The organism is Virgibacillus subterraneus (assembly GCF_900110695.1).
Taxonomy (GTDB): domain Bacteria; phylum Bacillota; class Bacilli; order Bacillales; family Amphibacillaceae; genus Lentibacillus; species Lentibacillus subterraneus.
On record NZ_FOEH01000001.1, the window covers coordinates 837,066 to 861,576 of the forward strand.

22 protein-coding genes are annotated in these 24,511 nt (G+C 36.4%); 17 read left to right on the forward strand and 5 right to left on the reverse strand.

Features of this window, described 5'->3' with window-relative positions; all coding sequences use genetic code 11:
- The first annotated feature begins 154 nt into the window (after positions 1-154).
- The 11 genes from arfA to mmsB all read left to right on the forward strand — a co-directional run bounded on the left by arfA (position 155) and on the right by mmsB (position 13,662).
- On the forward strand, positions 155-1,648 hold the full coding sequence (gene arfA, locus BMY13_RS03930; protein WP_092503426.1) for an arabinosylfuranosidase ArfA: 1,494 nt from the start codon (positions 155-157) through the stop codon (positions 1,646-1,648).
- A gap of 86 nt (positions 1,649-1,734) precedes the next feature.
- Positions 1,735-3,084, forward strand: coding sequence for an ABC transporter substrate-binding protein (locus tag BMY13_RS03935; protein WP_092502705.1), 1,350 nt, complete (start codon positions 1,735-1,737; stop codon positions 3,082-3,084).
- A gap of 95 nt (positions 3,085-3,179) precedes the next feature.
- Positions 3,180-4,127, forward strand: a complete 948-nt coding sequence (locus BMY13_RS03940; protein WP_092503428.1) for a carbohydrate ABC transporter permease — start codon at positions 3,180-3,182, stop codon at positions 4,125-4,127.
- Between the two features lies 1 nt (position 4,128).
- Entirely contained in the window at positions 4,129-4,968 is an 840-nt protein-coding gene (locus BMY13_RS03945) for a carbohydrate ABC transporter permease (protein ID WP_092502707.1), read from the forward strand.
- 25 nt (positions 4,969-4,993) lie between these two features.
- A complete protein-coding gene (locus tag BMY13_RS03950; RefSeq protein WP_092502709.1) occupies positions 4,994-5,608 on the forward strand; it encodes a YesL family protein in 615 nt (204 codons plus the stop codon).
- A gap of 20 nt (positions 5,609-5,628) precedes the next feature.
- Positions 5,629-6,840 carry a sn-glycerol-1-phosphate dehydrogenase gene (locus tag BMY13_RS03955; protein ID WP_092502712.1) on the forward strand — a complete coding sequence of 404 codons (1,212 nt, stop codon included), beginning with the start codon at positions 5,629-5,631 and terminating at the stop codon, positions 6,838-6,840.
- A 21-nt stretch (positions 6,841-6,861) separates the two neighbouring features.
- Positions 6,862-8,022, forward strand: a complete 1,161-nt coding sequence (locus BMY13_RS03960) for a family 43 glycosylhydrolase (protein WP_092502714.1) — start codon at positions 6,862-6,864, stop codon at positions 8,020-8,022.
- A gap of 350 nt (positions 8,023-8,372) precedes the next feature.
- Complete coding sequence (locus BMY13_RS03965; RefSeq protein WP_092502716.1) at positions 8,373-9,506, forward strand: GntR family transcriptional regulator; 1,134 nt, start codon at positions 8,373-8,375, stop codon at positions 9,504-9,506.
- Between the two features lie 287 nt (positions 9,507-9,793).
- Positions 9,794-10,867: a multiple monosaccharide ABC transporter substrate-binding protein gene (chvE, locus tag BMY13_RS03970; protein WP_092502718.1), complete on the forward strand. Its 1,074-nt coding sequence runs from the start codon at positions 9,794-9,796 to the stop codon at positions 10,865-10,867.
- A 92-nt stretch (positions 10,868-10,959) separates the two neighbouring features.
- Positions 10,960-12,495, forward strand: coding sequence for a multiple monosaccharide ABC transporter ATP-binding protein (gene mmsA, locus BMY13_RS03975; protein WP_092502720.1), 1,536 nt, complete (start codon positions 10,960-10,962; stop codon positions 12,493-12,495).
- Between the two features lie 3 nt (positions 12,496-12,498).
- Complete coding sequence (gene mmsB, locus BMY13_RS03980; RefSeq protein ID WP_175476704.1) at positions 12,499-13,662, forward strand: multiple monosaccharide ABC transporter permease; 1,164 nt, start codon at positions 12,499-12,501, stop codon at positions 13,660-13,662.
- A gap of 51 nt (positions 13,663-13,713) precedes the next feature.
- Here mmsB and BMY13_RS03985 read toward each other — a convergent pair whose 3' ends face one another.
- The 4 genes from BMY13_RS03985 to BMY13_RS04000 are packed head-to-tail and all read right to left on the reverse strand — an operon-like array spanning position 13,714 to position 18,445.
- Positions 13,714-14,754, reverse strand: coding sequence for an aldose epimerase family protein (locus BMY13_RS03985; RefSeq protein ID WP_092502722.1), 1,041 nt, complete (start codon positions 14,752-14,754; stop codon positions 13,714-13,716).
- 7 nt (positions 14,755-14,761) lie between these two features.
- Positions 14,762-16,267, reverse strand: a complete 1,506-nt coding sequence (locus BMY13_RS03990; RefSeq protein ID WP_092502724.1) for a UDP-glucose--hexose-1-phosphate uridylyltransferase — start codon at positions 16,265-16,267, stop codon at positions 14,762-14,764.
- Positions 16,264-17,265 carry a UDP-glucose 4-epimerase GalE gene (gene galE, locus BMY13_RS03995; protein WP_092502726.1) on the reverse strand — a complete coding sequence of 334 codons (1,002 nt, stop codon included), beginning with the start codon at positions 17,263-17,265 and terminating at the stop codon, positions 16,264-16,266. The genes BMY13_RS03990 and galE overlap by 4 nt, the downstream gene beginning before the upstream one ends.
- Before the next feature lies 1 nt (position 17,266).
- Complete coding sequence (locus tag BMY13_RS04000; RefSeq protein ID WP_092502728.1) at positions 17,267-18,445, reverse strand: galactokinase; 1,179 nt, start codon at positions 18,443-18,445, stop codon at positions 17,267-17,269.
- Between the two features lie 114 nt (positions 18,446-18,559).
- Here BMY13_RS04000 and BMY13_RS04005 point away from each other — a divergent pair, with 114 nt between their 5' ends.
- Both BMY13_RS04005 and manA read left to right on the forward strand, forming a co-directional pair.
- The gene (locus BMY13_RS04005) at positions 18,560-19,471 is read left to right on the forward strand and encodes an ROK family protein (protein ID WP_092502730.1); all 912 of its coding nucleotides are present in this window, start codon (positions 18,560-18,562) and stop codon (positions 19,469-19,471) included.
- Between the two features lie 19 nt (positions 19,472-19,490).
- A complete protein-coding gene (manA, locus tag BMY13_RS04010) occupies positions 19,491-20,450 on the forward strand; it encodes a mannose-6-phosphate isomerase, class I (RefSeq protein WP_092502732.1) in 960 nt (319 codons plus the stop codon).
- Between the two features lie 67 nt (positions 20,451-20,517).
- On the opposite strand, the gene BMY13_RS04015 is transcribed toward manA, so the two are convergent.
- A complete protein-coding gene (locus BMY13_RS04015; RefSeq protein ID WP_092502734.1) occupies positions 20,518-21,036 on the reverse strand; it encodes a GNAT family N-acetyltransferase in 519 nt (172 codons plus the stop codon).
- A gap of 265 nt (positions 21,037-21,301) precedes the next feature.
- Between BMY13_RS04015 and BMY13_RS04020 the strand changes: the two genes are divergently transcribed.
- The 4 genes from BMY13_RS04020 to panD all read left to right on the forward strand — a co-directional run bounded on the left by BMY13_RS04020 (position 21,302) and on the right by panD (position 24,475).
- Positions 21,302-21,514, forward strand: coding sequence for a gamma-type small acid-soluble spore protein (locus BMY13_RS04020; RefSeq protein ID WP_092502736.1), 213 nt, complete (start codon positions 21,302-21,304; stop codon positions 21,512-21,514).
- A 263-nt stretch (positions 21,515-21,777) separates the two neighbouring features.
- Positions 21,778-23,226 carry an amidase gene (locus BMY13_RS04025; RefSeq protein WP_245736003.1) on the forward strand — a complete coding sequence of 483 codons (1,449 nt, stop codon included), beginning with the start codon at positions 21,778-21,780 and terminating at the stop codon, positions 23,224-23,226.
- Positions 23,227-23,329: 103 nt separating this feature from the next.
- Complete coding sequence (locus BMY13_RS04030) at positions 23,330-23,785, forward strand: SRPBCC family protein (protein WP_092491736.1); 456 nt, start codon at positions 23,330-23,332, stop codon at positions 23,783-23,785.
- A gap of 297 nt (positions 23,786-24,082) precedes the next feature.
- Entirely contained in the window at positions 24,083-24,475 is a 393-nt protein-coding gene (panD, locus tag BMY13_RS04035) for an aspartate 1-decarboxylase (RefSeq protein WP_092491737.1), read from the forward strand.
- The last annotated feature ends 36 nt before the right edge of the window (positions 24,476-24,511 follow it).

Here is a 24,511-nt window from a genome sequence, read left to right on the forward strand (position 1 = left end):
TGAAGGAGAATTAGTGTTAAATATCATAAAATATTCGTACAAGGAGGGGATAGTTTTTAAAAATTTTAAAACTATTTGTAAGCGTTAACAATAAATTAATTATTATAACTTGATAACAAAATAATATGGGGGTAGTTATGTGAAAAATAACTTAATGGCAAGAATGGTTTTGGATAAGGACTATCAAATAGCTAAGGTGGATGAACGGATTTATGGTTCATTTATTGAACATTTAGGTAGAGCTGTATATGGAGGGATCTATGAACCAGGTCATCCGCAATCAGATGAGCAAGGTTTTCGCTTGGATATAATTGAACTTGTAAAAGAATTACAAGTCCCTATCGTTAGATATCCTGGTGGAAATATGGTATCTGCTTATAATTGGGAAGACGGAGTAGGACCAAAAGAAGAACGGCCAAGGCGACTAGAATTAGCGTGGAGAGCAATGGAAACAAATGAAGTTGGAACGAATGAATTTGCGGATTGGGCTAAAAAGGTCGATTCGGATATAATGATGGCTGTTAATCTAGGAACGAGAGGAATCGATGCTGCTAGAAATTTATTGGAATATACAAACCATCCAGGAGGTACGTATTGGAGTGAGTTGAGAAAATCCCATGGATATGAAAATCCACACAACGTTAAAACCTGGTGCCTTGGTAATGAGATGGATGGACCCTGGCAAGTGGGTCAGAAAACAGCACATGAATACGGGAGAATAGCGAAGGAAACTGCTAAAGCTATGAAGCTAGTTGATCCATCTATTGAATTAGTAGCTTGTGGCAGTTCAAATACGGGTATGCCAACATTTCCTGAGTATGAAGCAACAACGTTAGATCACGCATATGAACAAGTAGATTATATTTCCCTTCATCAATATTATGGAAATAAGGAAAATGATCCAGCTAATTATTTAGCTAAAAACATGGACATGGATCACTTCATTGATACTGTTACATCAACCTGTGACTACATTAAAGCGAAACATCGCAGCAAAAAAACAATGTACCTCAGTTTTGATGAGTGGAATGTTTGGTTTCATTCAAATGAAAGTGATAAGAAAATCGAACCATGGACAGTAGCTCCACCGCAATTAGAGGATCAATACAACTTTGAAGATGCCTTATTGGTTGGAAGCATGCTAATCACGTTTTTGCAACATGCAGACAGGGTGAAAATGGCTTGCTTGGCTCAATTGGTAAATGTAATTGCACCAATAATGACTGAGAATAACGGAAGATCTTGGAAACAAACCATTTTCTATCCTTATATGCATGCATCCATTTATGGTAGAGGGATTTCACTAAAACCAATTGTTTCATCTCCAAAGTATGATAGTAAGGATTTTACAGATGTTCCTTATATTGATTGCTCTGTTGTTTATAATGAAGAAACAGAAGAAGTTACTATCTTTATAATAAATAAAAATTTGACAGATAACATAACTGTAAATGCTGATGTGAGAAGTTTTGAAGAATATCGATTAGTGGAACATATTGTGCTTGAGCATGATAATTTAAAAGCAGTAAATACAGCAAGTAATCAAGCGGTTGTTCCACATAAAAATGGTGATTCACAACTTAAAAGTGGTTGCCTAGAAGCAAACATAGCGAAAACGTCTTGGAATGTTATTCGTTTAAAGAAATAATGATGCTTTTAGCAATAACCAAGATTGCAGCTATATACATTAAATGATTTAACTCGGAATAACACGAGAGAATAGGAGGAAATATAATGAAAAAAATACTTTTTTTTGGTCTATTTGCTTTTCTCATTATAATGTTAACTGCATGTAGTGGTGAAGGGGAAGAAGATTCTGCAGGTGGAGAAATAGAAGCAACCGCATCTGTTGGTGATGATATTGAAGGTGCAACTGAAATAACATTTTGGACCTTTAACGAGTTACACATGCAAATATTTCAAAATGCAGCTGAGCGTTGGAATAAGGAAAATTCAGATCGTCCAATAAAGCTTGTTGCAGAAACATACCCATATGATCAGTTGCATAATAATTTACTTTTGTCACTGCAGTCAAGTGAAGGGGCCCCAGATATTGCCGATATTGAAGTTGGTCGATTCTCTAACTATTTAGAAGGTGAAGTCCAGCTAGCTCCAATGAACGATTATATTGAACCGATAAAAGAAAAAATGGTCAAAGCACGTATCGATATGTATAGCAAAGATGGTAACTACTATGGAGTCCCAACGCATTTGGGGGCTACTGTTGTGTATTATAATAAGGAAATAATGAATGAAGCTGGAATAGACATTGACTCTATTAAAACTTGGGATGACTATAAGGAAGCGGGTAAAACAGTTCTAGAAGAAACCGGTGTACCTATGACCACAGTTGAAACGGATGAGCATTGGAGTTATTGGCCGTTAGTTAGTCAAAGTGGGTCGGGTTTCTTTAATGATAAAGGTGAGTTGACTTTAGATAATGAAAAGAATGTTAAAGTATTACAATTTTTAGATGATATGGTCAATGAATCTAAGATTGCAGTCCCAACACCTGGTGGATTCCACCATTCTGAAGAGTATTATGGATTTATGAATGAGGGTGGTGCTGCTTCATTAATGATGCCAATGTGGTATATGGGTAGATTCCTAGATTATATGCCAGATCTTAAAGGGAAAATGGTAATGAAGCCAATGCCTTTATGGGAAGGTACAGAAGCTAGAAGTGCAGGTATGGGTGGTACAGGTACTGTAGTAACGAACCAATCAGAAAACGTTGAACTTGCTAAAGAGTTCTTAGCATATACGAAGTTGTCTAAGAAAGGTAGTATTCAACTATGGAAAATACTAGGTTTTGTCCCTCCTCGTTCCGATGTGTGGGAATCACCTGAGTTACAAGAAGACAACAAGTATTTTGATTATTTTAGTGACCGTATTTGGGATATGCTAGTAGATATTCGGAGTGAGGTTAGTGGTGTAGAACTAACAACTAACACAACCGATGTTATAACAGAATTGCAAACAAATGTTATGCATAGTGTTATAAGGCAAGATTCTCAAACCCCGGAGGAAGCACTTAAACAAGCGGCTGATACGATAAGCGCTAAGATGGAATCAAAAGAGTAATAACATGAGATAAGGGCAGAATTTCTGTCCTTATCTTATAAGACAATATTTGTAAGGGGGGCTTATACATGTCAGAAGCATCAGCAGCTAAGAATATGGCGACACCAGAAGTAACACCAGATAAGAAACCAAATAGAAAATCGGATAAGAAGCCAAACAAGTTTATTAAATTTTTGAACTCAAAGAAAGTAGCGCCTTGGGTTTTTGTCTCACCTTTTATTATTTCTTTTTTAGTTTTAACGCTTTATCCTGCTATTCAAGCAATCATAATGAGTTTTCAGAGTGTGTTACCCGGTCAAGTTACGTTTATAGGATGGGGTAATTATGAGAGACTTCTTAATCCAACGTTCTTTCGAGCTTTGCAGAACACAAGTGTTTATGTGGTTCTAACAGTATTAGTTTTAACTATTATACCAATAATTCTAGCAGTGCTGTTAGATTCAAAGGTAGTAAAGTTTAAAACTATCTTTCGTGCTTCATTATTTGTTCCTTCATTAACATCTGTGATTGTTGCAGGTACAATCTTCCGAATGATGTTTGGTGAATCTGATGTTGCAGTAGCTAATCAGATTGTTGCATTTATTGGTCTAGATCCAATTGAATGGCGTTATAACTCATGGTCAGCGATGTTTTTAATGGTCATATTATGTTCTTGGAGATGGATGGGTGTTAACATTTTATACTTTCTTGCAGCATTACAGAATATACCAAGGGAGCTATATGAATCTGCAGAAATAGATGGAGCAAATGTATTTCAGAAATTCTTCTATGTAACCCTGCCACGCTTAAAACCAATTATAATTTTTGTTGTAACTATTTCGATAATAAATGGTTTTCGTATGTTTGAAGAAAGTTTTGTGTTTTGGGAAACAAGTTCACCAGGTAATATTGGCCTAACCGTTATTGGTTATGTTTACCAACAGGGTATTCAACAAAATGATATGGGATTTGGAGCAGCCATAGGTGTTGTGTTAATGCTAATCATTTTTGTGGTCAGTTTTATTCAACTATTAGTAACTGGTGCATTTAAAAGGGGCGATTAGAATGAGAAAAAAGAATAACACCATGCTAAAATGGATCATTAATCTAGGTTTTGTTTTTATATCTTTCGTAGCTCTTTTTCCAGTTCTTGGACTTATTGTATCCTCATTTCGTCCCTCTTCAGAATTAATTAGAAATGGAATGAGTCTTACTTTTGATATAAGTAATATGAATCTAGATAATTATACGTATATATTCACCCAAGCAGCTTCGTACTGGGAATGGTATGGAAATAGCCTAATCATCTCAGGTTTAACTATTATATTATCACTACTCCTATCGGCAATGGTTGGATACGCTTTGGCAGTGTATGATTTTAAAGGTAAAAATGTAATATTCCTTCTTGTGTTATTTATCATAATGGTTCCTTTTGAGATCCTAATGTTACCGTTATATAAATTAATGATTTCGATGCAGCTTATTGATACTTATCTTGCAGTCATACTTCCTCTAATTGTAGCGCCTGTTGCTGTATTTTTCTTTAGACAATATGCAGTTGGTTTGCCAAAAGAATTAATGGATGCCGCCAGAATAGATGGTTCTACAGAATACGGAATATTTTTTAGAATTATGATGCCTTTAATGATGCCATCCTTTGCAGCAATGGCTATTTTGCAGGGGTTGTTGAGTTGGAACAACTTCTTATGGCCTTTACTCGTGTTAAGATCAAATGAGATGTTCACCCTGCCAGTTGGTTTGGCGACGCTATTGACCCCTTATGGCAATAACTACGATGTGTTAATAGCAGGGTCTGTTATGACAATCATTCCCATTGTACTTCTATTTATATTCTTCCAACGGTACTTTGTATCAGGGCTTACAGTAGGAGGAGTCAAGGGATAATTATTTATACAAGGTGGAAGCAATCATGAATGGAAATGGTATCGTTTCATCACTAGATTTAATGTTTCAATGGATTACCCGACTCTTTGTTCTGAATTTATTATGGCTAACATTTTCCATAGTAGGTTTTGTTGTTTTAGGGATATTTCCGTCGACTGTGGCAGCCTTAAGTGTTGCCAAAAAATGGACCAATGGAGAACGCGACATCTCTAGTTGGAAAACGTTCAAACATTACTATAAAAATGAGTTTTTAGCTTCTAACAAAATTGGTATGTTTTTAGCACTAATTGGCGGGTTATTATATCTAAACTATAATTTAATTGCTAATGCAAAGGGTGAAGTGTTTATGGGAACTATTTTCGCCTTCTACCTTATCGTTTTCTTTTACTTTATTATTGTTATTTGGTTCTTTCCCTTGTTAGTACAATACCAAAATAGCTTTATTCAACAACTAAAGAATGCAATGATAATAGGAATAGCTAAAATTCATTATACAGTTGCCATAGCTTTGGTTTTCTTTTACGTGACTTACTTATCTCTGCAATTTCCAAGTTTAATTCTGTTCTTTTCGATCAGTGTTTTGTTGGTGGCTTGGGTTTGGCTGACGGGCCTTGTTTTTCGTAAGATTGATGAAAAGTAAAATAGACAAGGAGGGGTAAGATGGCGTTATTAAGGGATTTTACAAGACTGGCAAAAGAAGTAGGCGCAGAAAACATTACTTATCCAGAAATTAATATTGAAAAAGAAGCTATAAATTTACTGCCAGCTTATCTAGAATTAAAAGAGTTTGAAAATGTAGTTCTCATTGTAGATGACAATACGAGAAAAGCGGCTGGAAACCAAATCGATGAATTAGTATCAGAAAGTTTTAGGGTGACCACTGTGGAATTACGTCCTAATAGACATGGACAAGTAATTGCAGATGAACAAACACTAGTTCAGTTATTAGTTGAAATACCAAACAATACAGATGTAATCTTAGCAGTCGGGTCAGGGACAATTCATGATATGGTGCGTTTTGTGAGTTATAAAATGAAGCTACCATTTATTTCTGTGCCGACTGCAGCCTCGGTAGATGGTTTTACTTCTAAAGGAGCTCCTTTAATTTTCAAAGGAGTAAAGAAAACTATTCAAGCCACAGCGCCTATTGCTGTATTTGCGGATGTTGACATACTTAAAGCTGCTCCACAAGAAATGACTGCAGCGGGATTTGGTGACATGGTTGGTAAATATACATCATTGTTAGATTGGAAGATTTCAAGTTTGGTTGACAATGAGCCATATAATCAACTGGCAGCAAATTTAACTAGGAGATCGTTGGAGGCTTGTGTTAACAGTTCTCTGGAAATAGCAGACCATGAGGAAAACGGTCTGAGTATTTTGATGCAATCTTTAATAGAGTCAGGTTTAGTCATGCTAGTATTAGACTATTCCAGGCCAGCCTCAGGCAGTGAACATCATTTATCCCATTACTGGGAAATGGAATTATTAAAAAATGATGGTAAACAACTTTTACATGGAGCAAAGGTAGGAATCGCAACAACGGTAATAATTGATTTATATAAACAATTGATGGTCGATGTGGATATCAATAATCTTGCCCCAAACTGTAGCTATTCTAAAAAATTCATTACAAATTGGGTAGAAATAAAAAGTCAAATGGAAGAATTACCTACATCTTCCCAGATTAAAGACACTCTTTACGCAGTAGGTGGCCCTAGAATACCTGAGGATCTTCGTATTAGTGATGTTTTAATTACCCGAAGTTTAAATGAAGCCTTCCATTTAAGGGAAAGATGCACAGGCTTATTTTTAGTTAATCAATTCAAACTAAAAGATATTAACTATCCTATTGAAAAACTATCCATATGAAAGTTAGGAGAGATTTTTCTTATGAATATTACGAAAGTTAACCATTTAGAAATATCTACGAAAACCGGAGAAACCCCATCACTACCAAGTAAAGTATCCGTTGAATTGGATAATGGTATAACCGCGAGACTAGATGTGCAATGGGATGAAGTTAATCATGAAAACTATAAAGAACCAGGTATGTTCACCGTAGAAGGTGAACTTCAGCTGCGAACTTATCCCAATCCATTAATTAAGCAAAGGGCAGATCCATATATATATAAACATACTGATGGCTATTATTATTTTACGGGGTCTCATCCTGAATATGATCGTATTGTTCTAAGAAGAGCAAAAACGATAAAAGGCCTTCCGAACGCTGAAGAATCGGTTTTATGGAGAAAATATAATAGCGGGATTATGTCTTTACATATATGGGCACCTGAGATTCACTTTATTGATGGTAAATGGTATATTCATTATGCGGCTGGAGATAAAGACGATATATGGGCAATTCGACCATATGTTTTGGAGAACAGTACTGCAAATCCATTCGAGGGTGAATGGGTAGAAAAAGGACAAATTAACACAGAATTTCAAAGCTTTTCTTTGGATGCGACTACCTTTGAACATAATGGAAAGCGCTATTTGATATGGGCCCAAAAAGTTGAAAATGAAACAATTTCTAACCTTTATATTGCTGAAATGAGTAATCCATGGACGATAAAAAAACAAGTACTATTAGCGACACCAAAATTTTCATGGGAGCAAGAAGGATTTTATGTTAACGAAGGTGCAGCTGTTATCAAACGAAACGGGAGAATATTTGTTTCCTATTCTGCTAGTGCAACCGATGACCGCTATGCCATGGGATTATTAACTGCTGAAGATGACAGTGATTTATTAAATCCAAAATCATGGTCAAAAACAAAAGAGCCCGTGTTTGTTTCAAATGAGGAGACACTTGAATATGGACCGGGGCACAATAGCTTTACGGTTGCTGAAGATGGAATAACCGACCTATTTGTTTACCATAGCCGTCCATATAAAAAAATCGAAGGAAATCCGCTATACGACCACAATCGTCATACGCGTATACAACAATTGTTTTGGAATATGAATGGAACCCCTTTCTTTGGCAAACCTGGTCAAACAATTAGATCAACAAGACAAAAAGTATATGCTACGGTTATTGTAGAATAAGATTAGCGACTGTAGCCAAGTTTTTGTCATTTGGAAGTTTTTTTTCAAATGTTGATTCATTTACTCAATGTGGTAAATCCTAAGAACCAAATATATATAAGGTCAGCATTCTTTAAGGATGCTGACCCTTTTTCTTAATATTATTCATCGAATTTCTCTAAAAAACGGGAAGTGACAGCGGTTGTTACCCACTATTTGGAAGTGCGATATGATTTGATTCAGGACTATACGTTGTTGGATATATCCCTGTGATTTTTTAATATAGTTTCGATAAAAATTGTGTTATGCTTTACTTATACTTATACGAATGAGTTTATAATTAAAAATGCAGGTAAGTTGAGGTGGTTTTTATGGAAACAAAATACAGTATGGTAAAAAGTGCACTTAAATCAAAAATTATGGATGGGACATACACCCCCTATCAAAAAATAAGTTCGGAAAGCGAGTTAATGAAAGAGTTCGGTGTAAGTCGTCATACTGTTCGTCTCGCGATTGGAGACTTGGTAACAACAGGTTGGCTATACCGTGAACAAGGATCTGGAACATTTTGTGCTGACAGAAGTAAAATGAATGAAAATCAACGTCAAAATAGCCAGAAAAACATTGCTATTATTACGACATATATTTCTGATTATATATTCCCCTCCATTATTAGAGGAGCTGAATCCCGGCTGAGTCAAGAAGGATATCAAGTAAGTATTTTCAGCACGAACAATGATCATGAAAAAGAGCGGCAAATATTAGAGAAGATACTGACACAACAATTTGATGGAATTATTATTGAGCCCACAAAAAGCGCATTTTCAAATCCTAATATTAACTATTATTTGAATCTTGAACGGCTATCCACTCCTTATATTATGATTAATGCTTATTATGACGAACTAGAGCCATTAAGCATTGTGATGGACGATGTAAAAGGCGGATTTATGCAAACAGAGCATTTAATTAAATTAGGCCATATAGATATCGTTGGTTGCTTTAAAACGGATGATACACAAGGGACGAAACGAATGAAAGGCTTCTTAAAAGCACATCGAAAGCATGGAATTCCGTTAAACCCAAAAAATATAATAACGTATAACACTGAGGAAAAAAGTACAAAACCAATTGAGGAAATTGAGAAAATTTTGGACTCTAAAAGTAATTCAATTACCGGTTTGGTTTGTTACAATGATGAACTTGTGATTAAAGTACTTGATGTACTGCGACGTAGAACTATTAGAGTTCCCGAAGATATATCAATTATTGGCTATGATGATTCTGTTTTAGCTGAAGTATCTGAAGTAAAGCTCACATCCATTATCCATCCAAAGAGTGAAATGGGTAAGGCCGCAGCGAATACAATAATAGATTTAATTAAATTAAAGAGTGTTAATAAAAAAAATGAACAACATCAAGTTGATTCAGTTGTTTATACACCAGAAATGGCTATAAGGAATTCCACAAAGGACTTGAATCAGCAGAAAATTACAACTCAGTAAAATGCCACCTTAATATAAAGAGGGTGGTATTTTTTCTTTATAAAAATATAAAATATTACAAAAATTCATGTTGCTAAATAGATTCTTTTATTTTATAATAAATGTACGTACAAGATGACAGGCGATTATTTATATTTTGTACGAACAAATTTTATGGTTCATTGTTATGTTTACAGTATACATAGTTTACCAGTTTATTGTTTTATGAAAGCGCTATCTAGGAGAGAGTCTGTGAATATAACACTGCAAAACCAAATCTTAGGTAAAGGAAAAAGGGGGAAAAGATTATGAAGAAAGTCAGCTTTTTGTTATCTATTATGTTTCTTGCAATTGCTATGATAGCTTGCAGCAGTGATGCAGGGGGAGAAACCGACAGTAAAACAGTAGGGATTGCAATGCCCACCAAGTCTTCTGAAAGATGGGTTTATGATGGTGAAAACATGAAGAAGGAATTTGAAGATTTAGGGTATGAGGTAGATCTTCAGTATGCTGAGGATGTTGTGGAGAACCAGTTATCACAAATTGAAAACATGATTACAAAAGGGGTAGATATTCTTGTAATTGCTTCAATTGATGGTTCAGCACTAACAGATGTATTAGAACAAGCAAAAAGCCAAGAGATTCCAGTTATCGCGTATGACCGTTTGATTATGAACAGTGAGCATGTAAGTTATTATGCTACGTTTGATAATTTCAAAGTCGGGGTTCTACAAGGACAATACATTGAAGAACAATTAGGTTTGGCTAAGGGTGAAGGACCTTATAATATCGAGTTATTTGCAGGATCACCTGATGATAATAACGCGTACTTCTTCTGGGATGGTGCTATGTCAGTTCTTCAGCCATATATCGATGAGGGACAGTTAGTAGTACAAAGTGGTCAAACTGATTTTGAACAGGGAGCAACTCTGCGTTGGAGTGGCTCAGAAGCTCAAGAACGTATGGATAACTTGTTAAGTGCACATTACTCAAGTGAAAAGATAGATGTTGTCTATTCTCCATTTGATGGTATTAGCAGAGGTGTAATTTCTTCATTAAAAGCAGTAGGGTATGGTTCGGATGATAATCCAATGCCTATTGTTACTGGGCAAGATGCTGAACTTGCTTCTGTTAAATCTATTATTGCTGGAGAACAAACGCAAACAATTTTTAAAGATACAAGAGAATTAGCTAAAAAAGCAGTAAATATGGCAGATTCCGTACTTAATAACGAAGAACCAGAAGTGAACGATACGGAAACATATGATAATGGAGTTAAAGTCGTTCCTTCCTATTTGTTAGAACCTATTTCAGTAGATATTAATAATTATCAAGAAGCCTTAATAGATACTGGGTATTTCACAGAGGAAGAATTAGAATAAATCTGAACATTAACGGGATGGTTTAGCGATGATGTTTTCTTCTTATTGCTAAATCATCCTACTTATTTCCGATTCAAAAGGTTGTGATAGCAATGAATGAAACTATATTGGAAATGAAGGAAATAACCAAGACATTTCCAGGTGTAACAGCTTTAAGTGATGTAAACTTAATAGTGCGGCCAGGCGAAATACATGCGCTTATAGGTGAAAATGGTGCCGGTAAGTCTACTTTGATGAAAGTCCTAAGCGGTGTACATCCTTATGGAACATATGAAGGCGATATTACGTTTGAAGAGAAGGCATGTCAATTCAAAAATATAAATGAAAGTGAAGAACGGGGAATTGTCATTATCCACCAAGAACTCGCATTAATCCCTGAATTATCTATTGCGGAGAATATATTTTTAGGGAATGAACAAGCAAAAAAAGGTGTTATTAATTGGAATGAAACGATTATAGAAACAAGACAACTACTTAAAAAAGTAGGATTAAAATTAGACCCCCAAGAAAAAATAAAAAACATTGGTGTCGGTCAACAACAGTTAGTCGAAATTGCTAAGGCACTATCAAAAAAAGTGAAACTATTAATTTTAGATGAACCGACTGCAGCACTAAATGAAGAGGATAGTGAAAATCTTTTAGAGCTATTATTGGAATTTAAAGAACAGGGTATGACTTCTATCATGATATCCCACAAATTAAAAGAGTTATTAAAAGTATCTAATAGTATTACAGTTTTACGTGATGGTCAGACGATTCAGACATATCATGCTAAAGATGGTGAAATTACCGAAAGTCAAATTATTAAGGATATGGTTGGTCGAGATTTATCTAACCTATTCCCAGAAAGGAACCATAATGTAAAAGACAATATTGTTTTTGAAATAAAAAATTGGTCAGCTTACCATCCGATAAATTCAGAAAGACAGATACTTCATGATATAAATGTACACGTAAAGCAAGGAGAAATCATCGGCATTGCAGGATTGATGGGTGCTGGACGAACTGAACTGGCAATGAGTGTGTTTGGGAAATCCTATGGTAGAAGAATCACAGGTCAACTTTTCAGAAATGGAAAAGAAGTATTTTTTAAAAGTGTGGATGATGCCATTAAAAATGGTGTTGCATATGTCTCGGAAGACCGGAAAGAGTATGGATTAATTCTAATTGATAGTGTTAAAAATAACCTAACACTAGCAAATTTAGACAGGTTAGCAAATAAAAATGTGATTGATTCAAGTGAAGAAGTAGTAGAGGCGGAGTCTATTAAATCAAAGATAAATATTAAAGCACCTACCATTCATCAAAAAACACTTAATCTAAGTGGAGGGAATCAGCAAAAAGTCGTTTTAGGAAAATGGATATTTACCGATCCTGATGTTTTAATTCTGGACGAGCCCACGCGTGGTATTGATGTAGGAGCAAAATTTGAAATTTATAAGTTAATAAACGAACTTGCTGAGCAGGGGAAAAGTATTATTATGATTTCTTCTGAATTACCTGAATTAATAGGTATGTGTGATCGCATATATACCCTAAATGAAGGGAAGATCACTGGAGATATTGATAAAAATGAGGCGAATCAAGAAACCTTAATGACATATATGACACATAGTTGGAGGTCGTAACCAGTGGAGGGAATTAAACAACTTTTATCAAGCAATATAAGAAAATTTGGAATGATAATTGCTTTAGTCGGTATCGTACTTTTATTTCAGGTGTTAACGAATGGTATTCTATTAAAACCGCTAAATGTAACAAATATTATTATGCAAAATAGTTATATTATTGTGTTGTCAATCGGTATGATGCTAGTAATAATAACCGGAGAAATTGATTTGTCGGTTGGATCGGTTGCAGCATTTGTAGGAGCCGTTGCAGGTGTGCTATTAGTATCCTGGGAGTTGCCGGTGATAGTAGGGATATTGCTATGTTTAGTACTTGGAGCTATAATCGGTGCATGGCAGGGATTCTGGATTGCGTTTGTTAATATTCCAGCCTTTATCGTAACGCTGGCAGGAATGTTAATTTTTAGAGGATTGACGTTAGTCGTATTAGATGGTAAAACAATAGCCCCTTTTCCGGATGGATTTCGAAGTTTAAGTTCTTCTTTCGTACCAGATTTGTTTGGCGGAAGCGGAGGGGAACTTCAGTTATTTACAATAGTTATAGGAATAGCCTTATCAATTGTATATGTACTAAGTGAAATAAAGTTAAGAAGAACAGATACTAAATATGAGTTTAAAACACTATCTTATCCTTTATTTATTATAAAGCTAATTTTATTTATCGCTTTAATTAATGTATTTACATATGTATTAGCTTCATATGAGGGTATTCCGTATGTGTTGATCGTCCTAGCGGTCCTCATTACAGGATATACATTTGTTATGAACAAAACAGTTATCGGTAGGCATATTTATGCTGTTGGCGGCAATGCAAATGCAGCTCAGCTATCAGGTGTCAAAACAAAGAAAATGAAGTTTTGGGTCTTTGTTAATATGGGTGTTTTATCCGCTCTTTGCGGTATTATTTTTGCAGGTAGATTAAATGCCGCAACACCCCAAGCTGGTAATCTATTTGAGCTTGACGCAATTGCTGCAGCAGTTATTGGGGGGGCTTCATTCACTGGTGGCGTCGGTACAGTATTTGGTGCCGTTATAGGTGCGCTAGTTATGGGGGTTTTAAATAATGGTATGTCCCTTATGGGAATAGGAATTGATTGGCAGCAAGCAATTAAAGGCCTCGTACTACTCGCAGCCGTTGCATTTGATGTTTTAAATAAAAATAAATAAGTTATTAGAAATTAAAAGAGAGAAACGATCTTATGTCGTTTCTCTCTTTTACTATCCGAAAGTAAAACTAGTCTTTGAATGATACTTTTCTTCAGGATGCAGAAGGATTGATGGGAAATCGTCATAGATGAGTGATGCTGGGTGTTTTTGTGTTTCTAAGCAAAGTCCTAAATACCTTTCTGAAACTCTTTCATTAAGCTCAAGACCAGCGTCCAGGTTATTGGATGTATACATAACCATTCCTGGTTCATCAGTGTTGATTGTTAGTGTCCGTCCGCTTTTTTTCTCTTTTACAGTTACATCTGATTGATTTGGCTTTTCTAAAAAAAAGTAGTGATCATACCCGTTTCCGACTATTTTATTTTGTAGATGAGTAGAGTATATTCCATGTTTAATTTTTCGGCCTGAAGCAAAGTCAAATGGTGTGTTCTTAACATTAAGTTTTTTTCCTGTTGGGATGAGATATTCATCTAACTCTGCAAATTGGCTGCTTCTCATCGTTACATTGTGATTTTCTATTGTATCCTTCAAGTCCCCACTTAAATTAAAATATGTATGATTTGTGAGTGCCAGTGGTGTCGTTCTATCTGTAGTTGCGTTATACGTAATTATCAATTGGTTTTCATTGTTAAGTTCATAGGTAACTTCGGCATGTACATTCCCGGGATAACCATCATCCCCGTCAGGGCTTTCATGTGAAAGCTTTACACCAACAGATGTTTCTGTCTCAAAGGGACTCGATTCCCATAAAGCATGATGAAATGCTGTTGCTCCACCATGTAAATGGTTATCTCCGTCGTTAGCTGTTAGTTTATACGATTGGTTATCGGCCTGAAAAGTGGCATCTTTTATTCTTCCGGCGACTCGCCCGATAATTGCTCCAAAAAATGCGGGATTTTTTATGTAGTCCTGGTAATTATTAAAGCCAAGCACAACATTTTCGATATTTCCATTCCGGTCTGGAGTTCGTATTTCTGTTATGGTCCCTCCATAATTAAGAATGCTTACTTCCATTTGATTATCATTGGAAAGCGTGTAGAGCTGCCATGTTATATGTTCGTTAGGGTTTATATTTTGTGTTGTAATTTTCATAAGTAACTCATTTCCTTTTATTTAAAGATTGAATAAAACGTTTAAAGGCATTTTCTCCCGATGAATTTTGTTTGAAAACACCTGCATCCTCAAGCACGTTAACAAACTTTTTTCCCAGTTCGTTCTCCATAATGCTATTTATCATATTCTTGTCAGTCTGCTCACCGTATGCAGCTTTTATTTCTTTTGCCCATGCTTGATGATAATCTGCTATATTGGATGGTTCGCCTAGAAGATGTTTTTTTATTTCATTTAACTCATCAATTAATCTAGGGGGAAGTACTGCTAATCCCATGACTTCGATTAAGCCGATATTCTCTTTTTTAATGTGGTGTACATCAGCATGCGGGTGGAAAATACCCATCGGATGTTCAGCAGTTGTTCTATTATTCCTTAGTGCAAGGTCAAGTTCATATTTTCCATCACGGATTCGTGCTATAGGTGTAATGGTATTATGTGACACATTATTAGTGAATGGATGGATTCCAGCATCCTCATCTGTATAGTTTTTCCATGTATTCAGAATGTGATTTGCTGCATCAATTAATTCATTTTTATCAATGCTTTGCAGACGGATAACAGATATGGGCCAGTATAAGACTGATCCACTGACAGACGTATAGTTTTCTAGTGAAAAATCAAACCGGCTTTTTGCTTTTGTCATAGCAAACTCGTAATTGCCACCCTGGTAATGATCATGACTTAAAATAGAGCCGCCAACTATCGGTAAGTCCGCATTGGATCCCATGAAATAATGCGGGTACGTTTCAACAAACTCGAGTAACCGTTCAAACGAGTTTTTGCTGATTTTCATATCTCGATGTTCTTCTGCGAGTAATATGCAGTGCTCGTTGTAATAAACATATGGCGAATACTGCAAATACCAATTTTCTTTTTGTAATGGAATTTTTACAACGCGATGGTTAGCTCGAGCTGCATGATCTATTCTGCCCGCATAGCCTTCATTTTCAATGCAAAGCGGACAAAGAGGATAGTTGGATTTCTCCTTTTTACTGCGTTCAAGTTCGAGTTGTTCAGGGTCTTTTTCCGGTTTGGATAGGTTTATTGTAATATCCATTGATCCAAATTCTGTATTGGCTTTGAAATGAACATTCTTTTTTATCCGTTTCATTTGAATGTAATTGCTGTTCTTACTTAACTCGTAAAAAAAACTGGTTGCTGATTTAGATGAATCATTAACAAGCTTAGATTGGAATTGTTCATTTATCATCGACGGTCTTGCTACAAAAACATCCATAATCTTTGCTGCAAATTTTTCCTTTTCAGCTAAAATATCGGTAATGATATTATTCTTAACTGCATAGGAAACAATATCATCCACAATATCAGGTACAGAACAGTTTGGGGTGGATGCTTTTGGCTCGATATAGGAATCAAGCTGCAATAGGTCCAACAGTATATTTTGTGCATAAATTTTATCGGCCGTCTCAATTAATCGATTTTTTACAGATTCATCAAGTAGGTTGCTTATATGTTGATAGATTGAGGTCATAAGGATTTCACATCCTCGTATCCATTGGGATGACTTTGGTGCCAGTTCCAAGCATCCTGAATTATTTTGTTTATGGAAGTCCGGGTTGGATTCCAATTAAGTAAATCCTTTGCTTTTTGTGAAGAAGCTATTAACGTACCTGGGTCCCCAATGCGACGTTCTTCGATTTTGACTGGGATTTCTTCACCTGTAACTGCCTTAACTGCTTCAACCATTTCTTTTACAGAGAAGCCTTGACTGCTGCCTAAGTTAAAAATATCACTACTTCCGCCATCTTTCAGGTAGTCAAGTGCTAGTATATGTGCGTTAATCAGGTCTTCTACATGAATATAATCCCTGACACATGTACCGTCAGAGGTGTTATAGTCATCACCAAAAATGGATATGTGCTCTCGTTGTTTTAGTGCTACCTGAAGAATTATCGGAATTAAATGGGTTTCCGGGTTATGTGCTTCCCCAATTTCACCAGATTCTCTCGCACCGGCCACGTTAAAATATCGCAGCGACACGTAATTAATGTCATGTGCTTGACTAGACCACTTCATCATTTTCTCCATGGTGAGTTTTGTGTCACCATAAGTATTTGTTGGATTAGGAGCGACTTCTTCTGTAATAGGAATGGTATCCGCTTCCCCATATGTTGCTGCTGTTGACGAAAATACAATAAATTTAACATCATTCTCGACCATTACTTGTAAAAGAACCTGTGTTCCATGGACATTGTTATCATAGTACTTGAGCGGATTTTCCATGGATTCGCCGACTAAAGAGTTTGCGGCGAAATGGATCACGGAATCAATTGGTTCTTTTGCAAATACGTCACGTAAAAAATCGATGTTGCGACAATCACCTTGATAAAACCTTGCATTAGGATGTATCGCATCACGATATCCCGTTTCCAAGTTATCAACTACGATAACGTCTTCCTTCTGATCAATTAATTGGTATGTTGCATGGGAGACTATGTACCCTGCTCCACCTAATACTAATACACTCATATTATATTCCCTCCGTAATTTCTCTAGCACCTTCACTTATCGTGGCAGTGTAAAAGGTAGCATCATAGCCAATCTTTGTGCGATAGATAGTGTTCACGTGATGTGTAACGTTATCTACTTGGTCTCGTTTAACAAGTGCTATTGCACAACCGCCGAATCCTGCCCCTGTCATTCTGGCACCGATGACATCCTTATGTTCCCAGGCTGCTTCAACAATGGTATCAAGTTCACGGCCAGTTACTTCATAATCATCTTTTAACGATGAATGCGAATCGTTCATAAGCTTACCGAAAGCAATCAAGTCATGCTGATTTAAATTTTTTCGTGCCTCTAACGTACGTGCATTCTCGTAAACTGCGTGTTTCGCACGTTTTCTATGTATAGGAGAGTTGATCAGCTGTTTATGAGATTCAAATCCTTCTGGGGTTAAGTCACCTAAATTTTCAATAGTGAGTTCTTTTTGTAGATCAGATAAAGCTGATTCACATTCGCTTCTGCGCTCATTGTATTTGGAACCAGCAAGTGTTCTTCGTTTATTTGAATTGATTATTAAAATACAATAGTCTTGCAGTATTACCGGAACATATTCATAGTTTAAAGTTTGGCAGTTTAAGAGAATGGCAGCATCTTTCCGGCCTTTTCCTATCACGAATTGATCCATGATACCGCTATTAACACCAATGTATTCATTCTCCACTTTTTGCCCGATTTTGATAAGTTCAATTCGATTAATCGGATGCTGATACAGATTTTCTACTAAAACACCTGTTGCCATCTCAATTGATGCTGATGAAGATAATCCAGCACCATTCGGTATGTTTCCATAAAATAAAATATCGATGCCTGTTTCGATATCGATACCAGCATTTTTCAAATAATCTATCATTCCTTTAGGAAAGTTCGCCCAATCATCATCCACTTTATAGGAAAGATCAGATAAATCACATCCCATAATACCAGTTTCAGGAAAATTTAATGAGTAAAAACGGAATTTCTGATCGTTTCGTTTGGCTGCTAGAGCGTATGTACCAAATGAAATGGCTGCAGGGAAAACATTTCCACCATTATAATCTGTATGTTCACCGATTAGGTTGATTCGACCTGGAGCGAAAAATATTCTTGGAGCGCTGGTTGTTTCAAATATTTTTTTAAATGAGTTAGTTAATTCGGTCGTATCCATTTAATGCCTCCTTAAATTGGGCAATGTATTTACTTAAGTTTATTATTAATTAGGAAGTTATTCAAATCTGGAATGGCGATTATGATAAGATATAAATAAAAGGGTGTGTACATAATGCAGCATGCTATAGGCGTTGATATCGGTGGAACAAAAGTCGCAATAGCGATAGTTGATGAAGCTGGTAATATTTTAACAGAATCAGTTATTCCTACTGATCTATCGATTCCTGCAATTAAAATGGTGGAGAAAATTAATAATGAAATAGAACAGGTTATCAAAAGAACGGGAATCCCAATGGAACAGCTAATAGGTATCGGTATTGGGGCACCTGGACCATTAGATAGTAAACATGGCATTATTACGTCGCCACCTAATTTAAGTGGATGGATTGATGTGCCAATATCACATTTAGTTGAGCAGCATTTCTCTATTCCTGTTTCCTTGGAAAACGATGCAAACGCTGCAGCAATGGCTGAGAGACTGATAGGTGCAGCACAAGAGAATGATAACTTTGCCTATATAACAGTGAGTACAGGCATTGGTGCTGGCATTGTGGCGGAAGGGAAGCTGTTACGGGGATTGAAGGGGAATGCAGGTGACATTGGACATACAGTGGTTGAACCATCGTTCGGAAAATGTACGTGCGGACAATACGGCTGCTTAGAGTGGATTGCCTCAGGAACGGCAATTGCCAGACAGGGTTCAGCGATTATCGGAAAAGACATATCAACAAAAGATGTATTTAATCTTTATTTTAATGGAAATAAGGAAATTATTCGTTTAATCGAAAAGGTTTTCCGTGTACTTGGTGTTGCATCTGTCTCAGTTATTAATACCTTTGACACCGAAAAAATCGTGATCGGCGGTGGAGTATCAAAAGTAGGTGATCCGCTGTTTCAATCGATTCAAGCATATGTGAGTGAATTCGCATTAAACGAAACCGGAAGACAAACAGAAATAGTTCCGGCTAAGTTAGAACAAAGTTCCGGTGTTATTGGAGCGGCAGCTTTATGTTTTACTCGATAATAGGTATGGAGGAATAAAAATGTATAACGAACCAATTTTTCTGAAACCTGTATTTCAGGAGCGTATATGGGGTGGCAATAATTTACAAACACTTTTTGGATACGACATCCCGACTAACAAAACAGGTGAGGCATGGGTTATATCAGCCCATTCAAATGGACCTTCTGAAATAGTAAATGGTCCGTTACAGGGAAAGAATTTAGCTAAAGCGTGGAAGGAACATCCAGAAATATTTGGGAAGACATCTACTGAAGGAGGTTTTCCGTTATTAGTTAAAATTTTGGATGCTAACAATGATTTATCTGTCCAGGTTCATCCTGATGATACATATGCAAGAGAAGTTGAGGGTGAAAGTTACGGAAAAACTGAATGCTGGTATGTGCTGGACTGTGAAGAAGGTGCGGAAATTGTTCTCGGACACCATGCACAATCAGCTGAAGAATTTAAGGGAATGGTTAATTCCGGGGACTGGGATAAGTTACTTAGACGTGTAAAGGTTCAAAAAGGTGATTTTATATACGTCCCAAGTGGTACAATTCATGCAATTGGAAAGGCAATAGTCATTTTGGAGATACAGCAAAGTTCAGATATTACATATAGGGTCTATGATTATGACCGTACTGATACGGAAGGAAATACACGTGAATTACACGTTGACGCTGCTATTGAGGTAACTAATTATCCACATGAGGAAGTTGACTCACGACAGATTGAAAAAGTAATTGACGATTTGGTTAGTACACAGTTAGTTGATGAGAAGTATTTCAGTGTCTATCACTGGAAACTCGATGGTGAAGTTTCACGAAAATTGGAGTCTTTCCTTTTAGTAAGTGTGATTAGTGGAAAAGGTAATGTTATGGTTGATGGACAGACGTTTCCAGTTCAGATAGGAGATCATTTTATATTACCAAGTACTGTAGAGGAATATATAATTGAAGGTGATTTGGAAATTATTGCTTCGGTGCCTGGAATGGATTAAGTGTTAAGTATACAAATGGAGGAAGTGGCAAGGCACTTCCTCCATTATGATTATTTACAGATTATTGCTATTTAAGCAGTTTCCAATAGTCTTTTTCAAAGATACTCATCAACACGGCGTCATGATACTCACCGTTGACAAAATAGTGTTCATACAATTCGCCTTCAGCCTGAAAACCTACTTTTTCATAAATATGAATTGCCTTTTCGTTCAATTTGTCCACAACTAAATAAAGCTTGTGCAGGTTAAGCGTGGAAAAAGCATAGTTCATCGCCAACTGAGTTGCTGTGCTTGCATAACCATTACCCTGATGTGCGGTATCAATCATAATCGCAAATTCCGCATATCGGTGTCTCTGATCAATACCATACAAGCCTACAAATCCCAATTTTTCCCCTTTATAAGTTAATATAAACTGTCTCTCTCGTGTGCTGTCCTGGCTTTTTTCATATTCATCCTTTAGCTTTTCCATAGACATATAAGGTTCTTCAAACCAATAATCCATCACATCTGGATCATTGTTCAGCTTGTGTAAAAACTCCAAATCATCTTTTTCCAATGTGCGTAGTTTTACATCCTTTGACATGCTGTATATTCCTCCCATCAATTACTCTCATTATCAATTAATACTATCAGAAGTTTAGATGTCAGTCACAAGGAATAAGTATTGCTAGTTATTATCCAATTGTGAAAGGTGCGATTCGTGTTGGGAAAAAATATGTATAAACCGGACAACTCCTGAAATTCACCAAAAACTATTCCGTATATGAGATATTCAACCACTAAATATATTCCCTAATTAAAAACCGTCATTTGTGCAAAATAATAGGAAACGGAATGGAGGTTTTTTCATGAAGGAAAGTAATCAAAATAATGACAGATATACGGCTGCAGGAACAGATATTGATGCGGTTAAAGAACAGAGCCGGCGTTCTGGGCTGTCGTATAATGAAGCAAAAGAATGGATTGCTAAGACATCAGGTGGCCATGGTACCAACATTTATAGTGATACCAATGCTGAAGAGGTTAAACAGAAAAACCGGCAAACTAAAGATAACAAGTAACTGTTACAGAGCTCTTTCAATGGAAGGAGCTTTTTTTGAAAGTATAAAATCTTTCTTTACATAAGTACACCTATAACATTCGCCATATATGCTTGAACAACAAATTGTAATTGATTGTAAGAAGCAAAATACGCTTACATAAGAATCGCTTAAACGAATGTCAAGTTTTCTAAAGCAGTATTTACTTTGAATATGGTATAGTAAAGTTATCTATATAATTATTTGATTTTTTAAATAATAATTAAATTAAAGGATGGGATGAAATGGGGACGGATCAAGTTTCATTGTTATCTGCACAATCCATCTTAGACATGGATGCTACTTCTATTGCTAATGCTATTAAAAGTGGAGAATTATCCAGTTATGAAGTGGTAAACATTTATATAGAACATCTTAAGAGAGTGAATCCTGCTGTTAATGCTGTTGTGGAGGAACGATATGCAGAAGCCATAAGAGAGGCTCAAGAAAAAGATAATCAAAAAGAGCACGTCAATAAAGGGCCACTATTTGGGGTTCCAATTAGTGTGAAAGAAGCATTTAATGTTGTGAACATGAAAACAACAGGTGGACTGTTAAATAGAAAGCACTTGATAGCAAGAGAAGATGCAGATGTTGTGGCAAAGTTAAAAGAGGCTGGTGCAATTATTCTAGGTAAGTCAAATATACCTGCACTATGTTTTTGTCAGGAAACAGATAATAAATTGTATGGCAGAACGAACAACCCATGGGATGTTGCCAGAACAGCTGGCGGCTCAAGTGGTGGAGAAGGTGCATTGCTCGGAGCAGGTGGAGCTGCAGCTGGAATTGGTTCCGATATTGGTGGCTCTATTCGCTTTCCAAGTCATTTTAATGGGGTAGTTGGATTTAAACCGGGGAAATTTCAAGTATCATCCAATGGCCATTTTCCAGCTGACACTATTCCTTTACAAAAAAGAATGTCAGGAATGGGGCCGATGGGAAAATCGGTGCGTGATATGGAATTAATATACGATATTATTGCAAATAACCCCTTTACCGAGCAATCCCTCAGTGATTTCGAGATTGATATTTTATCATTCGATATGAATATTCCGTTATCGCAAAAAACTAAGGAGACGCTGAGTGGAATTGAACAATATTTAAGTAGATTATTTTTGGTAAATAGATCCACACCTCCTTACTTTGAAAATAGTGCCCAGCTATGGCAGGAAATTATGTCACTTGATGGTGGAAAGAGTATGGAAAAACTAGCGTTCAGTACGGACCGTTCAAACGTATTAGCCGCATATGCTAAAGAAAAACTAACCAGGAAAACTAAGGTTCATCCGTATTTGTCATGGGCATTAATTGGAGCTAAACTATTCAAACCATCGGCAGGCAGAATAAAGGAAATAGAAGGTATTATTGAGCAGGGAGATGAGGAGGTAGCCACTTTTTTGAACAATCGGTTATTAATTTTACCGGTTTATCATACAGGCGCACCTGAGCATGGAAAGGTATTTCAAGAAATATTCTCCATCCGTAAAACGTTCCTGCACTATATGCCATATATTGCATACGCTAATGTTTGGGGGTTGCCATCATTGACGATACCGGCTGGCACTGATGAAAATGATATGCCAATTGGTATTCAGATTATAAGTGCGAATGGTAATGAGGATGCGATATTCCAGTTAGGCAAGATAGTGGAGCGGAAATCTGGCGGATATAATCGTTGTAGTGGATTGGATTAGTCTCATAATAATAATTTTAGAATATGCTTCTAGATTTATAAAGCAGGCATATAATAATAAATGTGCAATTTAACGTAAGTTTAACAAACAGGGAGGTAGTATAATGCCATATGGGAAGCACCAGGTGGATCTTGATATTCCGATTGAATACATCTGGGAATTTGTCAGTGATATGAATAAGTGGGCCCCATTAGTTCCTGGCTATGTGACGCATGAAATTCTTAACACCAAACAATCGACCTGGACATTTAAAGGTGACGTCGGTATTATACAAAAAACAGTTTGTCTTCAGGTGGACATCACAGAATGGAAAGAGCCGACCACAGTCTCTTTTCGTTTAACCGGAGTGAACGAGAATTTTGATGGAAATGGTTTTTTTGAAGCTGAGGAGAAAAACGAATATGTGACAAGAATGACTGGCTCCCTAAATATAACCGCAAAAGGATTTACCGGACCGATGATAAACTCAGTGCTAAAATCATTCGTACCAAAAACCACGAAAGAGCTAACCACAGCAGTAGCAAATGAATTAGTACCTGTAACTTCCCGATCTTTGTAACAATTTTTGGTTTATAAATATTGTTGTTTTCGGACACTGTTCTCTAAACGGAGAGCGGTGTTTTGTTTATAAGGACCTGGAAAGGTGAAAAATGGTTATATTAATGGTTGTAATGTTGTTGTTGTTACAGGAACGAAATAGATATCGCATTCGACATATTATGATAAAAAACGGGAAGTGACAGGCACTTTATCAAAGGTAGAGTTTGCAATGCTTGTAAAAGCCCACTTGTAATTATCGTTGGTTTTAAGTCATACTGTACTTGAGATGTTCATTTATTATAGAGGAGGCATTTTTATGCAACGCTTAATGTGTAAAGGAAAGATACATAGAGCTACAGTCACGGAGGCTGAGCTTGATTATGTTGGCAGCATAACGATCGATTGCAAGTTAATGAAGGAAGCAAATATTAAGCCTTATGAAATGGTACAGATTGCAAACATACGAAATGCTGCAAGATGGAAGACCTATGCCATTCCGGCTCCAGAGGGCTCGAACCGCATTTGCCTCAACGGGCCGCCTGCAAACTTATTCTCTCCAGATGATCTGGTTATTATTTTGAGCCAAGGCCTCATGACCGATGAGGAAATAGAACATTTAAAGCCTAAAGTAGTATTTGTTGATGAAAATAACGAGATTACCAGTGTTGAGGAACATGATTTACATTGGCCTGAGGGTGTGGAATTATAAATTATGGTTGTGAGAAAAAGGCTGAAATGCTGGTCA

Bases quoted from the DNA above. Each gene is read 5' to 3' on its own strand.
- arfA (WP_092503426.1), top strand. From the start codon at position 155: ATGGCAAGAATGGTTTTGGATAAGGACTATCAAATAGCTAAGGTGGAT.
- BMY13_RS03935 (WP_092502705.1), top strand. From the start codon at position 1,735: ATGAAAAAAATACTTTTTTTTGGTCTATTTGCTTTTCTCATTATAATG.
- BMY13_RS03940 (WP_092503428.1), top strand. From the start codon at position 3,180: ATGGCGACACCAGAAGTAACACCAGATAAGAAACCAAATAGAAAATCG.
- BMY13_RS03945 (WP_092502707.1), top strand. From the start codon at position 4,129: ATGAGAAAAAAGAATAACACCATGCTAAAATGGATCATTAATCTAGGT.
- BMY13_RS03950 (WP_092502709.1), top strand. From the start codon at position 4,994: ATGAATGGAAATGGTATCGTTTCATCACTAGATTTAATGTTTCAATGG.
- BMY13_RS03955 (WP_092502712.1), top strand. From the start codon at position 5,629: ATGGCGTTATTAAGGGATTTTACAAGACTGGCAAAAGAAGTAGGCGCA.
- BMY13_RS03960 (WP_092502714.1), top strand. From the start codon at position 6,862: ATGAATATTACGAAAGTTAACCATTTAGAAATATCTACGAAAACCGGA.
- BMY13_RS03965 (WP_092502716.1), top strand. From the start codon at position 8,373: ATGGAAACAAAATACAGTATGGTAAAAAGTGCACTTAAATCAAAAATT.
- chvE (WP_092502718.1), top strand. From the start codon at position 9,794: ATGAAGAAAGTCAGCTTTTTGTTATCTATTATGTTTCTTGCAATTGCT.
- mmsA (WP_092502720.1), top strand. From the start codon at position 10,960: ATGAATGAAACTATATTGGAAATGAAGGAAATAACCAAGACATTTCCA.
- BMY13_RS03985 (WP_092502722.1), bottom strand. From the start codon at position 14,754: ATGAAAATTACAACACAAAATATAAACCCTAACGAACATATAACATGG.
- BMY13_RS03990 (WP_092502724.1), bottom strand. From the start codon at position 16,267: ATGACCTCAATCTATCAACATATAAGCAACCTACTTGATGAATCTGTA.
- galE (WP_092502726.1), bottom strand. From the start codon at position 17,265: ATGAGTGTATTAGTATTAGGTGGAGCAGGGTACATAGTCTCCCATGCA.
- BMY13_RS04000 (WP_092502728.1), bottom strand. From the start codon at position 18,445: ATGGATACGACCGAATTAACTAACTCATTTAAAAAAATATTTGAAACA.
- BMY13_RS04005 (WP_092502730.1), top strand. From the start codon at position 18,560: ATGCAGCATGCTATAGGCGTTGATATCGGTGGAACAAAAGTCGCAATA.
- manA (WP_092502732.1), top strand. From the start codon at position 19,491: ATGTATAACGAACCAATTTTTCTGAAACCTGTATTTCAGGAGCGTATA.
- BMY13_RS04015 (WP_092502734.1), bottom strand. From the start codon at position 21,036: ATGTCAAAGGATGTAAAACTACGCACATTGGAAAAAGATGATTTGGAG.
- BMY13_RS04020 (WP_092502736.1), top strand. From the start codon at position 21,302: ATGAAGGAAAGTAATCAAAATAATGACAGATATACGGCTGCAGGAACA.
- BMY13_RS04025 (WP_245736003.1), top strand. From the start codon at position 21,778: ATGGGGACGGATCAAGTTTCATTGTTATCTGCACAATCCATCTTAGAC.
- BMY13_RS04030 (WP_092491736.1), top strand. From the start codon at position 23,330: ATGCCATATGGGAAGCACCAGGTGGATCTTGATATTCCGATTGAATAC.
- panD (WP_092491737.1), top strand. From the start codon at position 24,083: ATGCAACGCTTAATGTGTAAAGGAAAGATACATAGAGCTACAGTCACG.